The sequence below is a fragment of the Accumulibacter sp. genome (assembly GCF_032229525.1).
In the GTDB taxonomy this organism is placed as follows: domain Bacteria; phylum Pseudomonadota; class Gammaproteobacteria; order Burkholderiales; family Rhodocyclaceae; genus Accumulibacter.
Map to the genome: position 1 here is coordinate 1 of NZ_JAVTWB010000042.1, position 17,523 is coordinate 17,523.

Below are 17,523 nucleotides of genomic sequence, written 5' to 3' on the forward strand. Positions count from 1 at the left end.
CGCGCAGGGTGATCGTGTTGCCGTAGGACTTCGACATCTTCTGGCCGTCGAGCCCCGGCATCCGCGAGGCAGCGGTGAGCAGTGCTCCCGGCTCGACGAGGATCATCTTGCCGGTGCCTTCAAGGTAGCCACAGAGGCGCTCACGGTCGGCGTGCGAGAGGTCGTTGACTTCGTCGAGCAGGGCATGCGCACGCTCGATCGCCGTCTTGTCACCGTTCTGCTGGAAGTGCGTACGCAGTTGCGTGTAGGATCGGGCGCGTTTCGAACCCAGCTTCTTCACCGCCTCCCTGGCCTTCTCCTCGAAACCAACTTCGCGTCCATAGAGGTGATTGAAGCGGCGCGCAAGCTCGCGCGAAAACTCGATGTGCGGTACCTGGTCCTCACCGACCGGCACCTTGTCGGCACGGTAGATCAGGATATCGGCCGACTGCAGCAACGGATAGCCGAGAAAACCGTAGGTCGACAGATCCTTGTTCTCCAGCTTTTCCTGCTGGTCCTTGTAGGTCGGCACGCGCTCCAGCCAGCCGAGCGGGGTCATCATCGACAGCAGCAGATGCAGTTCGGCGTGCTCGGGAACCTGCGACTGAATGAACAGAATCGCCCGGGCGGGATCGACACCCGCCGCCAGCCAGTCGATGACCATGTCCCATGAGGCCGCAACAATGCCCTGCGGGTCGTCGTATTGGGTGGTCAGCGCGTGCCAGTCGGCAACGAAAAACAGACAGGGATGCTCGTGCTGCAGCCGGATCCAGTTCTTCAGGACCCCGTGGTAGTGACCCAGGTGCAGGCTGCCGGTCGGGCGCATGCCGGAGAGGACTCGTTCTGCGTACATCTTCGCTCTCCGAACGCTTAGGCGGAAAATTGAAAAATGAAGTAGATCATGCCCATCACCAGCCCCATCACCGGCATCAGCAGCTTGCCGAGAATGCCGGTGAATAGCAGCAACAAGAGAATCGGGAAACCGAAGCGCTCCAGCTGCGCAAAGCGCCAGGCGGCTTTGGGCGGCAGCAGGCTGATCGCGATACGGCCACCGTCGAGCGGTGGCAGCGGAAAGAGGTTGAGCACCATCAACGCCAGGTTGACCAGGATGCCGACCTCGGCCATGCGCGCCATTGGCACGGTGAAGAAATTGATCGGCAGCGTCACGGCCAGCTTCATCAGCGTCGCCCAGAACAGCAGCATTGCCAGATTCGCCGCCGGGCCGGCCGCCGCGACCCACAGCATGTCGCGCTTCGGCTGACGCAGGCGACCAAAATTGACCGGTACCGGCTTGGCCCAGCCAAACAGGATGCCGCCGGTGGACAGCAGCAAGATGGTGATCGGCACCAGGATCGTGCCGACCGGGTCGATGTGCTTGAGCGGGTTGGCGGTGATCCGACCCTCCTGCCAGGCCGTCGGATCGCCGAAATGGCGCGCGGCGTAGCCGTGCGCGGCCTCGTGCAGGGTGATCGCCAGGATCACCGGCAAGGCGGCGATGGCGATGGTCTGAATCAGTTCTTCCATGGGGGCCTTCCCTAATCCAGTCCGAGGGGCGCCAGCGGCCCCAATCCGGCGCGGACCAGCACCGGCAGCGGGCCGGTCAGGTCGACGACGGTGGTCGGCTCGATGCCGCAGTTGCCGCTGTCAAGAATCAATTCAAGCTGGTTTTCCAGCCGATCCTGGATTTCCCAGCCTTCGGTCAGCGGCCCGTCATCGCCGGCGATGATCAAGGTCGAGGTGAGCAGCGGTTCGCCCAGTTCCTCGAGAAAGGCCAGGGTGACCGCATGCGCCGGCACCCGCAGACCGATCGTCTTCCGCTTCGGGTGCAGGACACGACGCGGCAATTCCCGCGTACCCTCGAGGATGAAGGTGTAGCTGCCCGGCGTCGTCGCCTTGAGCAAACGATAGGTCGCATTGTCGACACGGGCGAACTGGCCGATCTGCGAGAGGTCGCGGCACATCAGTGTCAACAGATGGCGGTCGTCGACCCCCCGGATACTGCGAATGCGTTCGACCGCCGCCTTGTCGCCCAGATGACAGCCGAGGGCGTAGCTGGAGTCCGTCGGCAAGGCGATGATGCCGCCCTGGCGAACGATCTCCGCAGCCCGATGCAGCAGCCTTTGCTGCGGGTTGTCCGGATGAATAGAGACGTGCTGCGCCATTGCCCTCCCCCAGGCTTAGAATGCTTCCCAGATGGGCTTCAGCCCATCCGGCAAGGGGGCCAGTTGACCCAGATCAAAATAACTCTCGCCCGGCCCGTGAAAATCCGAACCGCGCGACGCCAGAAAACCGTACTCCCTGGCCAGGCGCGCGAAGGTATCGACGTGCTCCTGGGTGTGGCTGCCGGACACGACTTCGATCGCCTGCCCGCCCAGCTCCTTGTATTCGGCGAGAAAACGCCGCATATCGGTGCGCGACAGCTTGTAGCGCCCCGGATGCGCCACCGCGGCAACGCCGCCGGCGCCGAGGATCCAGCCCAGCGAATCGGCCAGTGACGCCCAGCGGTGATCGACATAGCCGGGCCGACCGGGAACCAGATACGACTCGAAGACGCTGCGCAAATCCTTGGCCACGCCACGCTCGACCAGATAGCGACCGAAATGCGCGCGGCTGACCAGGCTGGGATTGGCCGCCAGGCGCATCGCACCATCGAAAGCGCCATCGATCCCGACCTTCTCGAGTTCCGCCGACATCCGCCGTGCGCGCTCGATACGGCCGGAGCGGATACTCCCCAAGCCTGCGTTCAACGCCTGATCAGCGCTGTCGAACGCGTAGCCGAGAACATGAATCTGGAGGCGCTCCCACTCGATCGAGATTTCGACGCCGTTGACCAAAGCCATGCCGGCCGCGTCGGCTGCCGCCCGCGCCGCGGGCAGACCGTCGATGCTGTCGTGGTCGGTCAGCGCCAGCATGTTCACACCATTGGCGGCGGCCCGACGGGCGACGTCTGCCGCGGGCAGAAGACCGTCCGAACAGGTGGAATGACAATGAAGATCGCAGTTGAACACGGGAGGAGACAAGGTCGGCGAGCGGAAAATCGTAAACCACGCATGATAGCACAGGCGCCGGAAGCCCCCGAGCTCACGCGACGGTCAAAGCTGGTAGTCGGCATCAAGACGATTGCAGCGCCGATTCAGGCCTATAATCCCCGACTTTTTCGAGGCCGCCCATGTGGTTCAAAAACCTCTACCTCTACCGCCTTCCCAAAAACTGGGCTGTCGACGCCGCCCAAATTGAAGACCAACTTGCCAAACTGACCCTGCAAGGGTGCTCCGCAACCGACCCGCGCAGTATCGGCTGGGTCCCGCCGCGTGACGGCGGATCGCTGATTCACGCGGTCAACCAGCAATGGCTGCTGGCGCTCGGCGTCGAAGAAAAGCTGCTGCCAGCCTCGATCGTCAAGCGTTTTGCCAGTGACAAGGCGAAAGCCATCGAAGAAAGCGAAGGGCGCCGCATCGGCCGCAAGGAGATGCGCGAAATTCAGGAGGAGATGACCGTCGAACTGCTGCCGCGCGCGTTCATCCGCCAGCGCAGCACTTTTGCCTGGATTGACCGGAGCAACGGCTGGCTGGTGATCGACTCTTCCTCGCCGGCAAAAGCCGAGGAATTCCTCGAACATCTGCGCAAATCGGTCGACGGCGTGCCGGCCAAAGTGCTCAAGGTCACGCAATCGCCCTCGGCGGCGATGACCGGCTGGGTGGCCGGTGGCGAAGCGCCGGTCGGCTTCACCCTCGACCAGGATCTCGAACTGCGCTCGGCCGAGAAGGCCACCGTGCGCTATGTCAAGCACACCCTGGAAGGCGAAGAGATCCGCCAGCATATCGCTGCCGGCAAGGTGGTCACCCGTCTGGCGATGACCTGGAACGACCGTATTTCATTCGTTCTCGACGACAACCTGCAAGTCAAGCGACTGGCCTTCCTCGACATCCTCAAGGAACAGGCCGATGGCCAGAGCGAGAACGAAGACGAACGCTTCGATATCGACTTCACCCTGATGAGTGGCGAAGTAGCGCAACTGCTCGACGATCTGCTTACCGCACTGGGCGGCGAGCCGGCGACGGCGGCTTAGTCTTCGGTCCTGTCGCGAACACGGCGGCGGGAACCTCGGGCAGCGCGCTCAGCGCTGCTTGCCCACCACCGCCAACGCCAAAGCTCGCATGACCGCTGCAGTGCGTGTCTCGACGCCAAGCTTGGCAAAGACGTGCTCAAGATGTTTCTCGATGGTGCGAACCGAGGCACAGAGAATGGTGGCGATGTCCTGGTTGGTCTTGCCGGCAGCGACCCAGGCGAGCACCGTGCGCTCGCGGGGAGTAAGGCGAAAGCCTGGTGACGGATCCGACCGTTGCATGGCACGGCTTTCACGAATGAAGAGCAGATAGTCGTGCGGTGAGTCCGGGTCGGGAAAGGCGCGGACGTTCACTGTGCGTGATCCGCGGGTCAGCGCCAAAGGGCAGAACCCCCGTCGACCGGCGATGCCTACGGCTTTCTCCTCGCGGCGTAGCCAGGTGTCTACCCTTTGCGGCAGCGAGGTTCCGGCGACAATGATCTCGCCCGGCCACCACGCGGCAAGCAGCGCATTCGCGCCCGCAGAAATCATGACCAGTTGCCGACTGGCATTCACGGCCATCATCGCCCAGCCGTCGCTTTCCATCGCCGTGCGTAGTTCGCGGAGCGCCGCATGCGCTCGCGCGAGTTCCAGCGAGTTGCGAAACATCGCTGCCAATGGCCCCCGTAGCAGGTCGAGCAGTTCACGGTCGCGCTCGCTGAAGTCGCGCCTGCCACGGTTGAGGACCAGGCTGACGAGACGGCGTTGGTCGACGTAGAGCGGCACCGCGATCACGCTGTCGAGACCGAGATGCCGGTAGTAGTCATTAAACAACGCACTGTGACGAAATTCGTAGCGCGACAGCGCATCGGAAATGCGGTGCGATCCACCGTCCGGATGGCTTGCGTGATAGCGAACCAGGGGGTGTTCGCGAAAGTGCCGGTTGAAGCACTCCACGTCGTCGTCGGAAATTGCATTCGGCACATCGCTGACCACCGTCCGCCGGCCCCCATCCAGATCGCAGAAGCTGAAGGTCGTGAGCTCGGAGGCGACCAGCGCTGGGATCTCGGCCAGGCTGCGCCGCACGAATGTTTCCGGATCACTGCTTCCCGAGCCGATTGAAGCGAGCGCTCGCATGGCTGCCGTTGCGTCGCGCTGCGTGATTTGTCCCATCGTGACCACTCCCCTGAGCGTAGTGTCGAGCACCTCGTCACAAGGCCAGCGAAAGATACGTAGACCTACGTATTTCCCGGTTGCTCCAACACATCTAAAAAGTAGTCGACAGCGACGCCAATGCAAGGGTGCTGTCCGCACAGCCAAGGAGACGATCATGACTCGCAAATACATCGATTGCCGCGAATACCCGAGTGAATTGAACTGCACCGTCGCCATCGGGGCGGACTCGGAAAAGGAGCTGCTCGAAGCCGCAGTGCAGCACGCGGTGGCAGTTCACGGACACCAGGACAATGAAGAACTGCGCAGCACGCTGAGGACGCTGTTCAAGGACGGGGCGCCGCACGCCTGACCGGCGTGGGCCGGAAGGGAGCTTGCGATTTCGAGGTTTCCCGGGCGAAGGATTTTCCGGGCGAGGACTACCATTTCGTCGCGCTGTTTGACTGCCTGCACGCCATGGGCGACCCGGTCGGCGCCTCGGCGCACGTCCTGCAGTCGCTCAAACCGGATGACGCCTGGATGATCGTCGAGGCACGCCCACAGGACACACTCCACCGCGATCGACTGCTGAACACCGTCCTCGTAAAACGGTCAAAACGCGCAAGCGTTTCACCGAAGGGGGACGAGCCATGACACACGAAATCGACCTGGCGATACGGGGTGGCTTGGTAGTGGATGGAACGGGGGCAGAGCCAGGCGAAGCCGATATCGCGATTTCGAGCGGGCGGATCGTCCAGGTCGGCGGGCGCATGCAACGGGCACCCGCAGAAATCGACGGCAGCGGGCAGGTAGTGACTCCCGGCTTCGTCGACATCCACACCCACTACGATGGGCAGGCGACCTGAGAAAATCGCCTGATACCCTCCTCTTACCATGGCGTGACGACGGTGCTCATGGGCAACTGCGGCGTCGGCTTCGCGCCGTGCCGACCAGACCAGCACGAGCTGCTGATCAGGCTGATGGAGGGCGTCGAGGATATCCCGCACCCGGTACTGGTGGAAGGTCTGCCCTGGACCTGGGAGACCTTCCCCAATACCTCGATGTCCTGGCCAGCCGCAAGTACGACATGGATGTCTGCGGCTACATTCCGCATGCCCCGGTCAGGGTCTACGTCATGGGGCAGCGCGGAGCCGACCGCGAGCCAGCCAGCGTCGAGGACCTGCAGCAAATGAAGCGCATCGTTCGCGAAGGGGTGCAAGCCGGTGCGATGGGGGTGTCGACCTCACGCACCTTCTTTCATCGCTCCAGCGACGGCAAATCGACGCCCAGCTTCGAAGCCGCCGAGGAGGAGTTTCTGGCGCTGGCGCTGGCCTTGAAGGAAGCCGGCAAGGGTGCGCTGCAACTGATCACCGACTTCGACGATCCGGACCAGACCATGGCCTTGTTGCGGCGAGTGGTCGAACGCTCGGGCCGACCCTTGTCGGTATCGCTGCTCGAAGGCAGCTACGGTCCGATGACCCTGCGCTGGCGCGAGGTGCTCGACTGGGCGGCTGCGGCCACGGAGGCTGGCCTGCCGATCAAGGCGCAGGTGCTCAGCCGCGCGATCGGCGTCCTGCTCGGGCACGAGCTGACGCTCAATACCTTCTACACCTGCGAGTCCTACAAGGATCTGGCCGGCCTGCCGTTCGCGGAACGCATCCAGGCCCTCGGGAACCCTGAGCTGAAGGCGCGCATCTTGGCCGAGTCCGCCGACCCCGATCCGACCATCGTGCTTGGCCGACTGGCGCGCGAGTTCGACCACATGTTCATTCTTGGCGACCCACCCGACTATGAACAGCCTTTCGAGCAGAGCATCGCCGCTCAGGCAAGGCGCGCCGGCGTGACGCCGGAAGAGCTGGTCTACGACCTGATGCTGGAACGCGGCGGCCGGAACAACCTCTACGTCACCTTGTGCAACTACGAGTACGGCTCGCTCGATTCGTCGCTGGCGATGATGCAACACCCGGGCGCTGTCCTTGGCCTCGGCGACGGTGGCGCGCACTGCGGCACCATCTGCGACGGCAGCGATCCGACCTTCATGCTCACGCACTGGGTGCGCGACCGCAGCCGCGGCGAGCGCCTGCCTCTGCCGCAGGTCGTGAAATCGCTCAGCCACGATACTGCGCGTGCGGTGGGGCTTCTCGACAGGGGCCTGATCGCCGTCGGCTACAAGGCCGATCTGAACGTCATCGATCTCGATCGTCTGCAGCTGCACGCCCCTGAGGTGGTATACGACCTGCCTGCCGGCGGCCGGCGCTTGGTGCAGCGCGCCGATGGCTACTCGGCCACCCTGGTCAACGGCGCCATCGTCCATCGCGGCGGGGTGGCGACCGGCGCGCTGCCCGGACGACTGGTACGCGGGCCGCAGGCGGCGGCACATTGAAGTTGAAGTCGCTCGCTGCGGGCCTCGAGGCGCTGCCGCAAGAGCGCGTCAGGTCCACGACCTGTTGACCGATTCTGCCCGAAAGGAAACGCGCCATGGAATTCGACTCGTCCCCTCTGGTCAGCACGGAATGGCTGGCAGCGCACATCGACGACCCGAAGGTGCGGATCGTCGATGTGCGTTGGCGCTCACGCTACGAGAACGGCCGCGGCATCAGCTTTGACGACCACGAAGCTTATCTGGCAGGCCACATTCCCGGCGCGGTTTTTGTGGGGATGATTGGCGACCTGTCCGATGCGCGCCACCCCGTGCCCGACATGCTGGCGCCGCCAGAGCAGTTCGCGGCGGCGATGGGGCGCCTCGGCATCGGCAAGGACACACTGGTCGTGGCTTATGACAACATGGGACTGCCCCTGGCTTCGGCCAGACTGTGGTGGGCCTTGTCCTACTATGGTCACGATCAGGTGCGCGTTCTCGATGGTGGCCTGCGCGAATGGCGCGCCGAAGGACGTCCGCTAGCCACCGACGTACCGGTTCCGCAGGCAGCGCTGTTCCAGTCACGCCCTCGCCCGGCGTGGCTGGCCACCAGGGACGATGTTCTGGCAGCGCTTGACGACCGCGCGACCATCGTGGTCGACTGCCTGAACCAGGAGTTGTACCGCGGCAGTGACGACCGCCATCTCTGGGGACAACGCTCCGGGCACATCCCGGGGGCGGTTAACGTTCCCTATCTGGCGAACATCGATCCCGCGCTCGCCGACGCCAGTGCGGCCGAACGCGAGCAATTGCTGGCCAGCGGTCGCTCATTCACTTTCAGCTCACGGGAAACCTTGCGCAATCTCTATCGCACCGCGGCCGTCGTGCCCAATCGACCGCTGATCACCTACGGCGGCCGCGGCTACGCCGGCGCCTGTGGGCTCCTGGCCCTCAAGCTCCTCGGCCATGAGGATGTTCGGCTCGACGACGGATCATGGGCGGAGTGGAGCGCCGACCCCAGCTTGCCGGCCGGAGGGAGGCCTTGCGCCGGCAGTGCGTGACGAGACGGAGCCGCTCATGGTGTCGGATAATTTTACATAGGCCTACTCCGGACGCTCAGCTCCGCTCCGGCTGGCAGAACGATTCAGTCGCAAAATCAGGTTGTTAAGCCATTTCTTACAGGCCAACGGAAGATCCGGCACGACTTTTGCATTCTCCCAGCCTGACGTCCCGCATCGTCCAACAACAAGGAGAACTCCATGCAATTTCCGTCGATCAAGATGTTTTCACTTGCCGTCGCCGCGGCGATCGCGCTGCCACTGTCGAGCGCGGCAACGGCCGGCCCGGTGTTCCTGACTGGTCACGACCCCGACTTCCACACGCAACCGGGACTTGGCAATGCCGGCAACCTGCTCGCTAAAGCGCTGTCCTTCGTTACCGGCGGTAGCTATAACGACAATCTGGCGTCGACCAAATTTCTGTGGGTTGAATCCGCGATCGCGGCGCCCGGCGGTCACGTCAAGGGCTACAACTCTCTCGACGACGTCGGGGCCAGTGCGGTTGACTACGACATCGTCGATGCCGCTGGTTTTGCCACCGCCGTTCTGAGCAACTACACGGCGATTGCCATCGCCTCATCGTTCGGCGGCACCTTGACGCGCGCCGAGCTCGACGCGCTGATCGCTCGCAAAACAGACATCGCCGCGTTCATCAACGCCGGCGGCGGACTGTTCGCCTCCTCCGAGTGCTATCCGTGTGGCGCCAACCTGATGGCCGGTGCTACTGCCCCCGATCTCTTTGGTTATCTCCCGGTCAACGTCACCTCGATCGGCGCATCGCCACCCTTCACGCCCACGGCCTACGGCCTGGGGCTGGGACTGACCGCAGGCGATCTGAACGACCCGACGCACAACTCTTTCGGGCTGATTGGCGGCCTGAACGTTGTCGACACCGACGCCGCTGGCAACGCAACGACCTTGGCAGGCGTGGTGAACGTTGGCAATGGCGGCTTTGTCCCGGTGCCAGAACCCGGCACGCTGGCGCTGGCAGCATTGGCACTGGGCGCACTGGCAGGGGCATCGCGCCGGCGAGCGAAAAACGCGATCAGCGCGACGGCCGCTTTGTAGCCTGGGGTCGAATAGGCGGCATACACACTCGGGGCAACCCGCCGCTGTGCTGCGCCGCCGAATGCGGCTGCAGAAACCTGTCTTGGGTTCTTGCGTTGGCGCCATTGGTGCACCGCACACGACCAACGCCGGATGGCCGAAAGGCAGGCGGCCCCTCTCGACCCACCTGTGGCAGGGCGAATATCCGGCGGCGTCAATTACGGCAAGATGCAGCCGGATTGAGCCAGCGCACGGGCTCGCGGAGATGACTCACCTTCAGCCCGTCCTTGTGTGCCGCCAGTAGTGCCAGGCTTTTTTGCACGTAATCGTGCGACGAGAGGTCACCGGTGGCGTAGCGCTGCAAGAGTTCCAGCCAATGGGTGTGGATTGCACAAGGGCTTCGCTCGTCCCCGCCGGAAAGCGGGCAATCTGGACAGCGTACTGTTGCCAGGACGACAATCGCCGTCTGTTTCTGCCACTGCTGGCGGTATTGCTTGGCGTTGGCCTCGATCCAGGCCAGGGCCCGCGACTCCCGCTCAGCTTCTGGAAAACGCTCGACGTACTCTTCGATCGCCGCGACCTGCCGGCGAAAGAACTCCTTATCGGCGACGGGCTCACGCGAGGAGTCGCCCACAAAGCGGGCAATCAGCGCCAGCGTCGGATCATCTACGATATACATACCGCTTCTGTGGAACCGTAAAAAAACAATCAACAGTCTTCAATATAGCAGCAGTTGGTGCGGTGCACCAAACAATCTTTTTATCGCTACCCTGAGGCGCCAATCGGCGCAGAGCGCTTCATCTGTGCTCCTCCCCTCGTCACTGAACGCTCTTCTGCTCGACGGACGACGCGGCCGCTCGACACGATGGTGCTCACCGCCTTGCAATGCAACAAGCGTCGCGTCGACCCGGCCGAAGCGCATCAGGCGATTGACCACCTTGGGGAAAACCAGGAAGTCGATCGCCTTCTCCATGGCGCCGTTGGTGTTGATACGATTTCCGGACTCGGCTGCCCCTATCCAGAGCAAGGGTCCACCCACAGAGCCCTGCGCAGGGAAGCCCAGGGCATAGCTTCGTAACAAGACCTTCGAGATAACCGCCGGCTTCCCGCGCGTCAACGACAGCGGCAACCCGCCCGACAGCGTGGTGGCACACCCGAAAGCCTACCCGCTCGCCGAACGAATGCTCGCCTAAAAATGAAATCACCCTCCCGCCAAACCGCAAGACAGCATGAAATCTCGGGTTCGCACTCCGATATTTCATGGCAAATTCGAGCATGATCCCACGCTCGGCTCATCTTGATCGCCTGACCAAAGGCCTGCCACAGGTCCCGGTGCTTGCCCGCCTGGGGGCCCGCCAAGTGGGAAAAACGACCCTCGCACGGCAGCTTGCGACGACCTGGCACGGTCCCGTCAGGCACTTCGACTGCGAAGATCCCGACGATCAAGCACGACTCGCCGACCCCGCCTTCGTGCTGCGCCCGCTGACGGGGTTGGTGATTCTGGACGAAATCCAGATGCGACCGGACATCTTCCCACTACTGCGGGTCCTGGCTGACCGCGCCAATGTCCCGGCCCGCTTCCTGATCCTGGGTAGTGCCGCGCCGGAGCTGCTGCGACACGCAGCAGAGACGCTGGCCGGTCGCGTCGTGTTTCAGGAACTCGACGGCCTTGGACTGGATGAATTGACGACGGCGGGTGATCTGCCTGAGCTCACCGCGAACTGGCTGGACACCCGCTGGCTGCGCGGCGGTTTTCCGCGTGCCTTACTGGCCAGGGATTTGGCCGCGAGTCGCGCGTGGCGGGACGCTTTTATCCGCACCTATCTCGAACGTGACCTGCCGCAACTCGGCATTAACCTGCCCGCGCTAAGCTTGCGTCGATTCTGGACCATGCTCGCGCACTACCACGGTCAAACGTGGAACAGCAGCGAACTTGCTCGCTCGCTGGGGGTGAGCGACAAGACTGTCGGCCGCTATCTCGACATCCTGGAAGGCACCTACATGGCGTACCGCCTACTACCCTGGCACACAAACCTCGGCAAACGGGAGGTGAAAGCGCCCAAGGTCTACCTTTCTGACACCGGCATCTTGCACAGCCTGCTGGGGATTGGCGATGTCGAAAACTTGCGTGCCCACCCAAAGTGTGGCGCATCGTGGGAAGGCCTGATGGTGCGCGAAATCATCCGCCGCAGCGGCGCACGGCGGGATGAAGCTTTTTTCTGGGGCGTGCATACGGGCGCCGAGTTGGACTTGCTGATTGTCAAAGACGGCAAACGCGTGGGCTTTGAAGTCAAGCTCAGCAGCTCCCCGAAAGTGACGGCCGCCATGCGATCCGCCCGCGACGTGCTCGGTCTGGAACAGCTTTACGTCATCTGCCATGGCGAAGGCGCTCCCTGGCCCTTGAGCGAGGGGATCACCGCTGTCCCTGCAAGCGCCATCGACGTCGCACTTGAATAGGCACAGCCAGGCGCTGGCGCCCCGGGGGCGCGGCGACGATCCGGCCTTCCCGATTTGCCTGCCTTCGCGCACAGCGCGCCGCGCCACTTATACAAACTGCCGATCCGATCATCGGATTGTATGAATTCAGAACGGTTGACAGCCCCTACGGATGGCCAACGCCTTCGCCTTCCAGAAGCGCTTACCACCGGCGTTATAATCGTCAGCGTCCCAGCAGAACCCACGCTCCGCTGACCGCAAACGCTTCGCGAAGCCCTGCGCCAGCACCACACCTACCGACGCCATGACCAAGACCTCCGGACAAACCAGCAACAAGGGCCGCAAGACTTCCTCCCGCGGCGCCGCCGAGCCACGCCTGTCACGCCAGCGCAAACCGGCAGACCTGCCAGTAGATGATTGGCAGCGAGCACTACGCCGACAGTTCGGCCGCGAGCAACGCTTCGCTCTCGAGAACCTTGGCAACGATCCGGTCTTCTCCGATTTCGCGGTCTTCAACCCTGACAGCAGCCGACGCTATCGGGTCGCCATCCGCGGTGCGCAGCCCGGCGACAATTACTGCACCTGCCCCGACTTCGCGACCAACGATCTCGGCACCTGCAAGCACATCGAGTTCACTCTCGGCCAGATCACCACCGAGCCAGCGGGCAAGAATGCTCTCGAAGCTGGTTTTCAGGGGGCGTTCAGCGAACTCTTTCTCGATTATTCGGGCCAGCGGCGCGTACGCCTGCGCCTCGCTAACGCGTTTCCCGCCGAACTACAGCCGGCGGTAGGCCGCCTCTTCGATCCGGCCCGCGGCTGGCAGCTATCGCCCGCGGACTTTACCTCGCTCCCGGCCTTCATCGATAGCCTACGCAGCACCGGGCACGACTTGCGCTGCCATGACGACGCACTCGCTTTCATTGCCGAAGTCCGCGACGGCGAAGCGCGCCGGCAAGCGCTGGCCGCGCTCTACCCGATCGGCGCCGACAGCCCCGGGCTGCAGGCACTGCTCAAGGTGGCGCTGTATCCGTACCAGCGCGAGGGTGCCTTGTTCGCGGTGCGCGCCGGCCGCGCCCTGATCGGCGACGAGATGGGCCTGGGCAAGACCGTGCAGGCAATCGCCGCGATGGAAATCTTCGCCCGTCACTTCGCCGTCGAGCGTGTGCTGATCGTCTGCCCGACCTCGCTCAAGCACCAATGGGAACGCGAGATCGCGCGCTTCAGCGAGCGCCGCGCAACGGTGATTGGCGGCCTGCGCGCCGTCCGCCAGGCACGCTACGCGCAGGACGACTTCTGCAAGATCACCAACTACGAGACCCTGGGCCGCGACCTCGACCTGATCCAGGGATGGGCGCCGGACGTGGTGATCGTCGACGAAGCCCAGCGGATCAAGAACTGGAACACTATCGCCGCCCGTGCCTTGAAGCGCATCGACAGTCCCTATGCGCTGGTGCTCACCGGCACCCCGCTCGAGAACCGCCTCGAAGAACTGATCTCGATCGTCCAGTTTGTCGATCAGCACCGCCTCGGGCCGACCTGGCGCCTGCTCGACGAACATCAGCAGCGCGACGAGCGCGGCCGCGTGATCGGCTACCGCAATCTGCAGCAGATCGGCCAGACACTGGCGCCGATCATGTTGCGCCGGCGTAAGGCGGCGGTGCTCGAACAACTGCCCGAGCGCGTCGACAACACGCTGTTCGTGCCGATGACAGCACAGCAAGCTCTTCACCACGATGAGAACGGCGCCATCGTCGCGCGCATCGTCCATCGCTGGCGTCACACCGGCTTCCTCTCCGAGAAAGACCAGTTGCGCCTGCGCTGCTCCATGCAAAACATGCGCATGTCGTGCAACAGCACTTTCCTGCTGGACCACGAAACCGACTACGGCTACAAGGCCGACGAACTGGCCGCGCTACTCGACGACATCCTTGACGACCCGCAGGCCAAGGTGGTGATCTTCAGCCAGTGGTTGCGCACGCACGAGTTGATCATCCGGCGGCTGAACGAGCGCGGCTGGCAGCATGTGCTGTTCCACGGCGGCGTCCCGGGCGACAAGCGGGGCGCCCTGGTCGACCGCTTCAACCAGGATCCCGAGTGCCGGGCCTTTCTCAGCACCGATGCCGGCGGCGTCGGCCTCAACCTGCAGCACGCCGCGGCGGTAGTGATCAACATGGATCTGCCGTGGAATCCGGCAGTGCTCGAACAACGCATCGGTCGCGTGCACCGAATGGGCCAGACGCGCGGCGTCCAGGTGATCAACTTCGTCGCCCGTGGAACCATCGAAGAAGGCATGCTGTCGGTGCTGGCCTTCAAGCAATCGCTGTTCGCCGGGGTTCTCGACGGCGGCGAAAGCGAGGTTGTCCTGCACGGCACAAAGCTGTCGAAGTTCATGGAGACGGTGGAACAGGTGGCCGGCGCAGTCGAAAGCCAGGCGGCCGGTGAAGACGACCGCCACGACACCCCGCCGCTCGCGGCCACCAGTGACAGCGATGCAGATGAAGCAGCGGACGACCATCCGGCCGCTGCCGCCCCAGCGCCGGCAGCGGCAAGCGAGCCCCAGACCACGTCCGCCGCCGAGCCCGCTGCCGCGGCCGAAGAACCCGCGGTGACCACGACCGAAACCAGGACGCCGGGCGCCGCCGACCCGTGGGCGCCGCTGCTGGCGGTTGGCGCACAGTTGCTCGGTGAACTGGCGGCAGCGTCGCAAGGCGAGCGTGAATCGAGCTTGCTGCAAACCGATCCACAAACCGGCCAGCGCTATCTCAGGCTGCCAGTGCCGGATCCACAAACCGTGCACAACCTCGCCGACAGCCTGCTGAAGCTGCTGGGCAAGCGAAAGTGAAAGCGGCGCATGCGCAAGCGGGGAGCTGTTGCCGGCGATCGACCTGGTCAAAGCGCGGCGTCGCTCGCTTGGCGTGCAGCAATTGATCGCGATACTCTTTGTCTCATGTTGCCCACACCGTCAATGCGAAACCGTAGCCTCGCCCACAGCGAAACACCCGCGAGCGGCGGCCCCCGCTTGACGCGGCCCGCCCGCTCATGAAAGCCGTCATCCTGGCCGGTGGCATGGGCACCCGCCTGGCGGAAGAAACGACCATCCGGCCCAAACCAATGGTCGAAATTGGTGGCAAACCGATCCTCTGGCACATCATGAAGATCTATGCCAGCCACGGCATCAATGACTTCGTGATTTGTCTGGGCTACCGGGGCTATGTGATCAAGGAGTATTTCGCCAACTACTTCCTGCATACCTCGGATGTCACCTTCGACATGGCGACCAACGCGATGGAAGTGCACGAGCGTCACGCCGAGCCCTGGCGAGTAACGCTGGTCGACACCGGCGATGCCACGCAGACGGGCGGCAGACTGCGGCGAGTTCGTGCTCATGTCGCCAACGAGGAATCGTTCTGCTTTACCTACGGGGACGGTCTCGGCAACGTCGACATCAGTGGAGCGATTGCCTTCCATCGCCAGCAAAGGGTGAGCGCGACGGTCACGGCAGTTACCCCGCCAGGGCGTTTTGGCGCCCTTGAGCTGGCGGATGATCGCGTCATCGCTTTCTGCGAGAAACCTCGCGGCGACGGCGGATGGATCAACGGCGGCTTCTTCGTCATCAACCCCAGCGTACTCGATCTCATCACTGGCGACTCCTGTATGTGGGAAGCAGGACCGGTCGAACGACTGTCACAGACCGGGCAGCTGGCCGTGTGGCGGCATGACGGCTTCTGGCAAGCGATGGACACGCTGCGCGACAAAAACCATCTCGAAGAACTCTGGGCCTCGGGCGCAGCGCCTTGGAAAAGCTGGTGATTCAGCCAGCGTTCTGGAAGGGCCGGCGCGTTCTGATTACCGGTCATACCGGCTTCAAGGGCAGCTGGCTTTCCTTGTGGCTGCAGGGCATGGGTGCCGAAGTGATCGGTTACGCCCTGCCGCCGGCAACGCAGCCCAACCTCTTCGAAGTCGCCGGCGTCGCGCGGCAGATGGTGTCTATTCTCGCCGACATCAGGGATGCGGAACGGCTAGGCGCAGCGTTCGCCAGACATCGACCGGAAGTGGTATTCCATCTCGCGGCGCAAGCGGAAATTCTGCCGTCCTACGCTCACCCCGCCGAGACCTACGCGACCAACGTCATGGGAACGGTGAACCTCCTCGACGCCGTCCGTCAGACCACCGGGATACGCGCCGTCGTCGTCGTCACCAGCGACAAGTGCTACGACAACCGCGAATCGGGGCAGGCCTACCGCGAAGACGACCCGCTCGGCGGCGTCGACCCCTACAGCAGCAGCAAGGGCTGCGCCGAGTTGGTCACCGCGGCCTATCGCCATTCCTTCTTTGCACCCGCCGATCACGCCAGACACGGTACTGCGCTGGCCACTGCACGCGCCGGCAACGCCATCGGCGGCGGCGACTGGTCGGCGAATCGACTGATTCCGGATGCGATACGCGCCTTTCTCGATCGGCGTCCGCTGCAGGTGCGGCATCCGGGGGCCATTCGGCCATGGCAGCACGTCCTCGAACCGCTTGCCGGCTACCTGATGCTGGCCGAACAACTGCATCGACAGGGACCGAGCTTCGCCGAAGCGTGGAACTTCGGCCCTGCCGAAGACAGCACGCACAGCGTCGAGCAGGTACTGCAGGTGCTGGTCGGCATCTGGAGTGACGGCGCCGCCTGGACCGGCGACGGGACATCTCACCCCCACGAGGCGCACCACCTGCGGCTTGATGCGTCGAAAGCGATCGCGGCGCTGGGCTGGCATCCAGTCTGGTCGCTCGATAGCGCTCTGCGCATGACCGTCGACTGGTACCGGGCACATTCGCACGACGCAGACATGGCCGCCATTTCCCGACAACAGATCAACGACTACTGCCGTCAAGCAGGAAGATCAGGCACCACATGAACACTGACCCACTGAGAGAACAGATCCTCGATCTTGTCGAACGCCATGCCAACGCGGCGCGCCCCGCCACCACCTTCCACCCTGGCGAAAGCACGGTGCCGGCCGCCGGCAAGGTCATCGGCGCTGGCGAGCTGCGCCACATGGTCGACGCCGTGTTGGACGGCTGGCTGACTACCGGCCGCTTCAACACTGAATTCGAGCAGCGACTTGGCCATTTTCTCGATGTCGAGCACGTGCTGACCACCAATTCGGGTTCTTCGGCCAACCTGCTGGCCTTCAGTGCGCTCACCTCGCCGAACCTCGGCGAACGCGCCATCAAGCCTGGTGACGAAGTGATCACGGTTGCCGCCGGCTTTCCGACCACCATCAATCCAATTCTCCAGAATGGCTGTGTGCCGGTTTTCGTCGACGTCACCCTGCCGACCTACAACATCGACGTGGCCCAAATCGAGAATGCGATCTCCAGCCGGACGCGAGCAATCATGCTTGCACATACCCTCGGCAACCCCTTTGACCTGCGGGAGGTCTGCCGGATCGCCCGCAAACACG

Annotated in this window: 17 protein-coding genes and 1 pseudogene; 11 read left to right on the forward strand and 7 right to left on the reverse strand. The window is 63.7% G+C overall.

All coding sequences use genetic code 11. From position 1 onward, the window contains the following. From trpS to RUW20_RS02890, 4 genes are all read right to left on the reverse strand, one after another. The coding region (gene trpS, locus RUW20_RS02875; protein ID WP_313950691.1) for a tryptophan--tRNA ligase at positions 1-832 on the reverse strand (832 nt) is incomplete at its 3' end. Positions 833-849: 17 nt separating this feature from the next. Beyond that, complete coding sequence (locus tag RUW20_RS02880; protein ID WP_313950692.1) at positions 850-1,503, reverse strand: site-2 protease family protein; 654 nt, start codon at positions 1,501-1,503, stop codon at positions 850-852. 11 nt (positions 1,504-1,514) lie between these two features. After that, on the reverse strand, positions 1,515-2,141 hold the full coding sequence (locus tag RUW20_RS02885; RefSeq protein WP_313950693.1) for an L-threonylcarbamoyladenylate synthase: 627 nt from the start codon (positions 2,139-2,141) through the stop codon (positions 1,515-1,517). A gap of 15 nt (positions 2,142-2,156) precedes the next feature. Then, complete coding sequence (locus RUW20_RS02890; RefSeq protein ID WP_409559288.1) at positions 2,157-2,999, reverse strand: 3',5'-nucleoside bisphosphate phosphatase; 843 nt, start codon at positions 2,997-2,999, stop codon at positions 2,157-2,159. Between the two features lie 149 nt (positions 3,000-3,148). On the opposite strand from RUW20_RS02890, the gene RUW20_RS02895 reads away from it, so the two are divergent. After that, entirely contained in the window at positions 3,149-4,048 is a 900-nt protein-coding gene (locus tag RUW20_RS02895) for a recombination-associated protein RdgC (RefSeq protein ID WP_313950694.1), read from the forward strand. 48 nt (positions 4,049-4,096) lie between these two features. Here RUW20_RS02895 and RUW20_RS02900 read toward each other — a convergent pair whose 3' ends face one another. Further along, positions 4,097-5,197 carry a LuxR C-terminal-related transcriptional regulator gene (locus RUW20_RS02900; RefSeq protein ID WP_313950695.1) on the reverse strand — a complete coding sequence of 367 codons (1,101 nt, stop codon included), beginning with the start codon at positions 5,195-5,197 and terminating at the stop codon, positions 4,097-4,099. 157 nt (positions 5,198-5,354) lie between these two features. On the opposite strand from RUW20_RS02900, the gene RUW20_RS02905 reads away from it, so the two are divergent. The 5 genes and pseudogenes from RUW20_RS02905 (at position 5,355) to RUW20_RS02925 (ending at position 9,661) form a co-directional block, all read left to right on the forward strand. Next, positions 5,355-5,549, forward strand: a complete 195-nt coding sequence (locus tag RUW20_RS02905; RefSeq protein ID WP_313950696.1) for a DUF1059 domain-containing protein — start codon at positions 5,355-5,357, stop codon at positions 5,547-5,549. Positions 5,550-5,554: 5 nt separating this feature from the next. After that, the gene (locus RUW20_RS21605) at positions 5,555-5,830 is read left to right on the forward strand and encodes a hypothetical protein (RefSeq protein ID WP_409559289.1); all 276 of its coding nucleotides are present in this window, start codon (positions 5,555-5,557) and stop codon (positions 5,828-5,830) included. Next, positions 5,827-7,559 (forward strand): annotated as a pseudogene (locus RUW20_RS02915) (N-acyl-D-amino-acid deacylase family protein). The gene RUW20_RS21605 and the pseudogene RUW20_RS02915 overlap by 4 nt, the downstream one beginning before the upstream one ends. Before the next feature lie 95 nt (positions 7,560-7,654). Then, complete coding sequence (locus RUW20_RS02920; RefSeq protein ID WP_313950697.1) at positions 7,655-8,596, forward strand: sulfurtransferase; 942 nt, start codon at positions 7,655-7,657, stop codon at positions 8,594-8,596. Positions 8,597-8,794: 198 nt separating this feature from the next. Beyond that, a complete protein-coding gene (locus RUW20_RS02925; RefSeq protein ID WP_313950698.1) occupies positions 8,795-9,661 on the forward strand; it encodes a PEP-CTERM sorting domain-containing protein in 867 nt (288 codons plus the stop codon). Between the two features lie 193 nt (positions 9,662-9,854). Here the strand turns inward: RUW20_RS02925 and RUW20_RS02930 are convergent, their stop codons facing one another. Together RUW20_RS02930 and RUW20_RS02935 are read right to left on the reverse strand one after the other, a co-directional pair. Then, positions 9,855-10,319: a hypothetical protein gene (locus RUW20_RS02930; protein WP_313950699.1), complete on the reverse strand. Its 465-nt coding sequence runs from the start codon at positions 10,317-10,319 to the stop codon at positions 9,855-9,857. A gap of 39 nt (positions 10,320-10,358) precedes the next feature. Further along, positions 10,359-10,613, reverse strand: a complete 255-nt coding sequence (locus tag RUW20_RS02935) for a hypothetical protein (protein WP_313950700.1) — start codon at positions 10,611-10,613, stop codon at positions 10,359-10,361. Between the two features lie 302 nt (positions 10,614-10,915). On the opposite strand from RUW20_RS02935, the gene RUW20_RS02940 reads away from it, so the two are divergent. The 5 genes from RUW20_RS02940 to RUW20_RS02960 form a co-directional block, all read left to right on the forward strand. Continuing rightward, positions 10,916-12,097: an ATP-binding protein gene (locus tag RUW20_RS02940; RefSeq protein ID WP_313950701.1), complete on the forward strand. Its 1,182-nt coding sequence runs from the start codon at positions 10,916-10,918 to the stop codon at positions 12,095-12,097. Between the two features lie 283 nt (positions 12,098-12,380). After that, entirely contained in the window at positions 12,381-14,918 is a 2,538-nt protein-coding gene (locus RUW20_RS02945) for a DEAD/DEAH box helicase (RefSeq protein WP_313950702.1), read from the forward strand. A gap of 197 nt (positions 14,919-15,115) precedes the next feature. Beyond that, positions 15,116-15,886, forward strand: coding sequence for a glucose-1-phosphate cytidylyltransferase (rfbF, locus tag RUW20_RS02950; protein WP_313950703.1), 771 nt, complete (start codon positions 15,116-15,118; stop codon positions 15,884-15,886). Further along, positions 15,883-16,974: a CDP-glucose 4,6-dehydratase gene (rfbG, locus tag RUW20_RS02955; RefSeq protein WP_313950704.1), complete on the forward strand. Its 1,092-nt coding sequence runs from the start codon at positions 15,883-15,885 to the stop codon at positions 16,972-16,974. Before rfbF ends, rfbG begins: the two co-directional genes overlap by 4 nt. Then, a partial coding sequence (locus tag RUW20_RS02960; RefSeq protein ID WP_313950705.1) for a DegT/DnrJ/EryC1/StrS family aminotransferase occupies positions 16,971-17,523 on the forward strand: 553 nt, incomplete at its 3' end. The genes rfbG and RUW20_RS02960, both read left to right, overlap by 4 nt.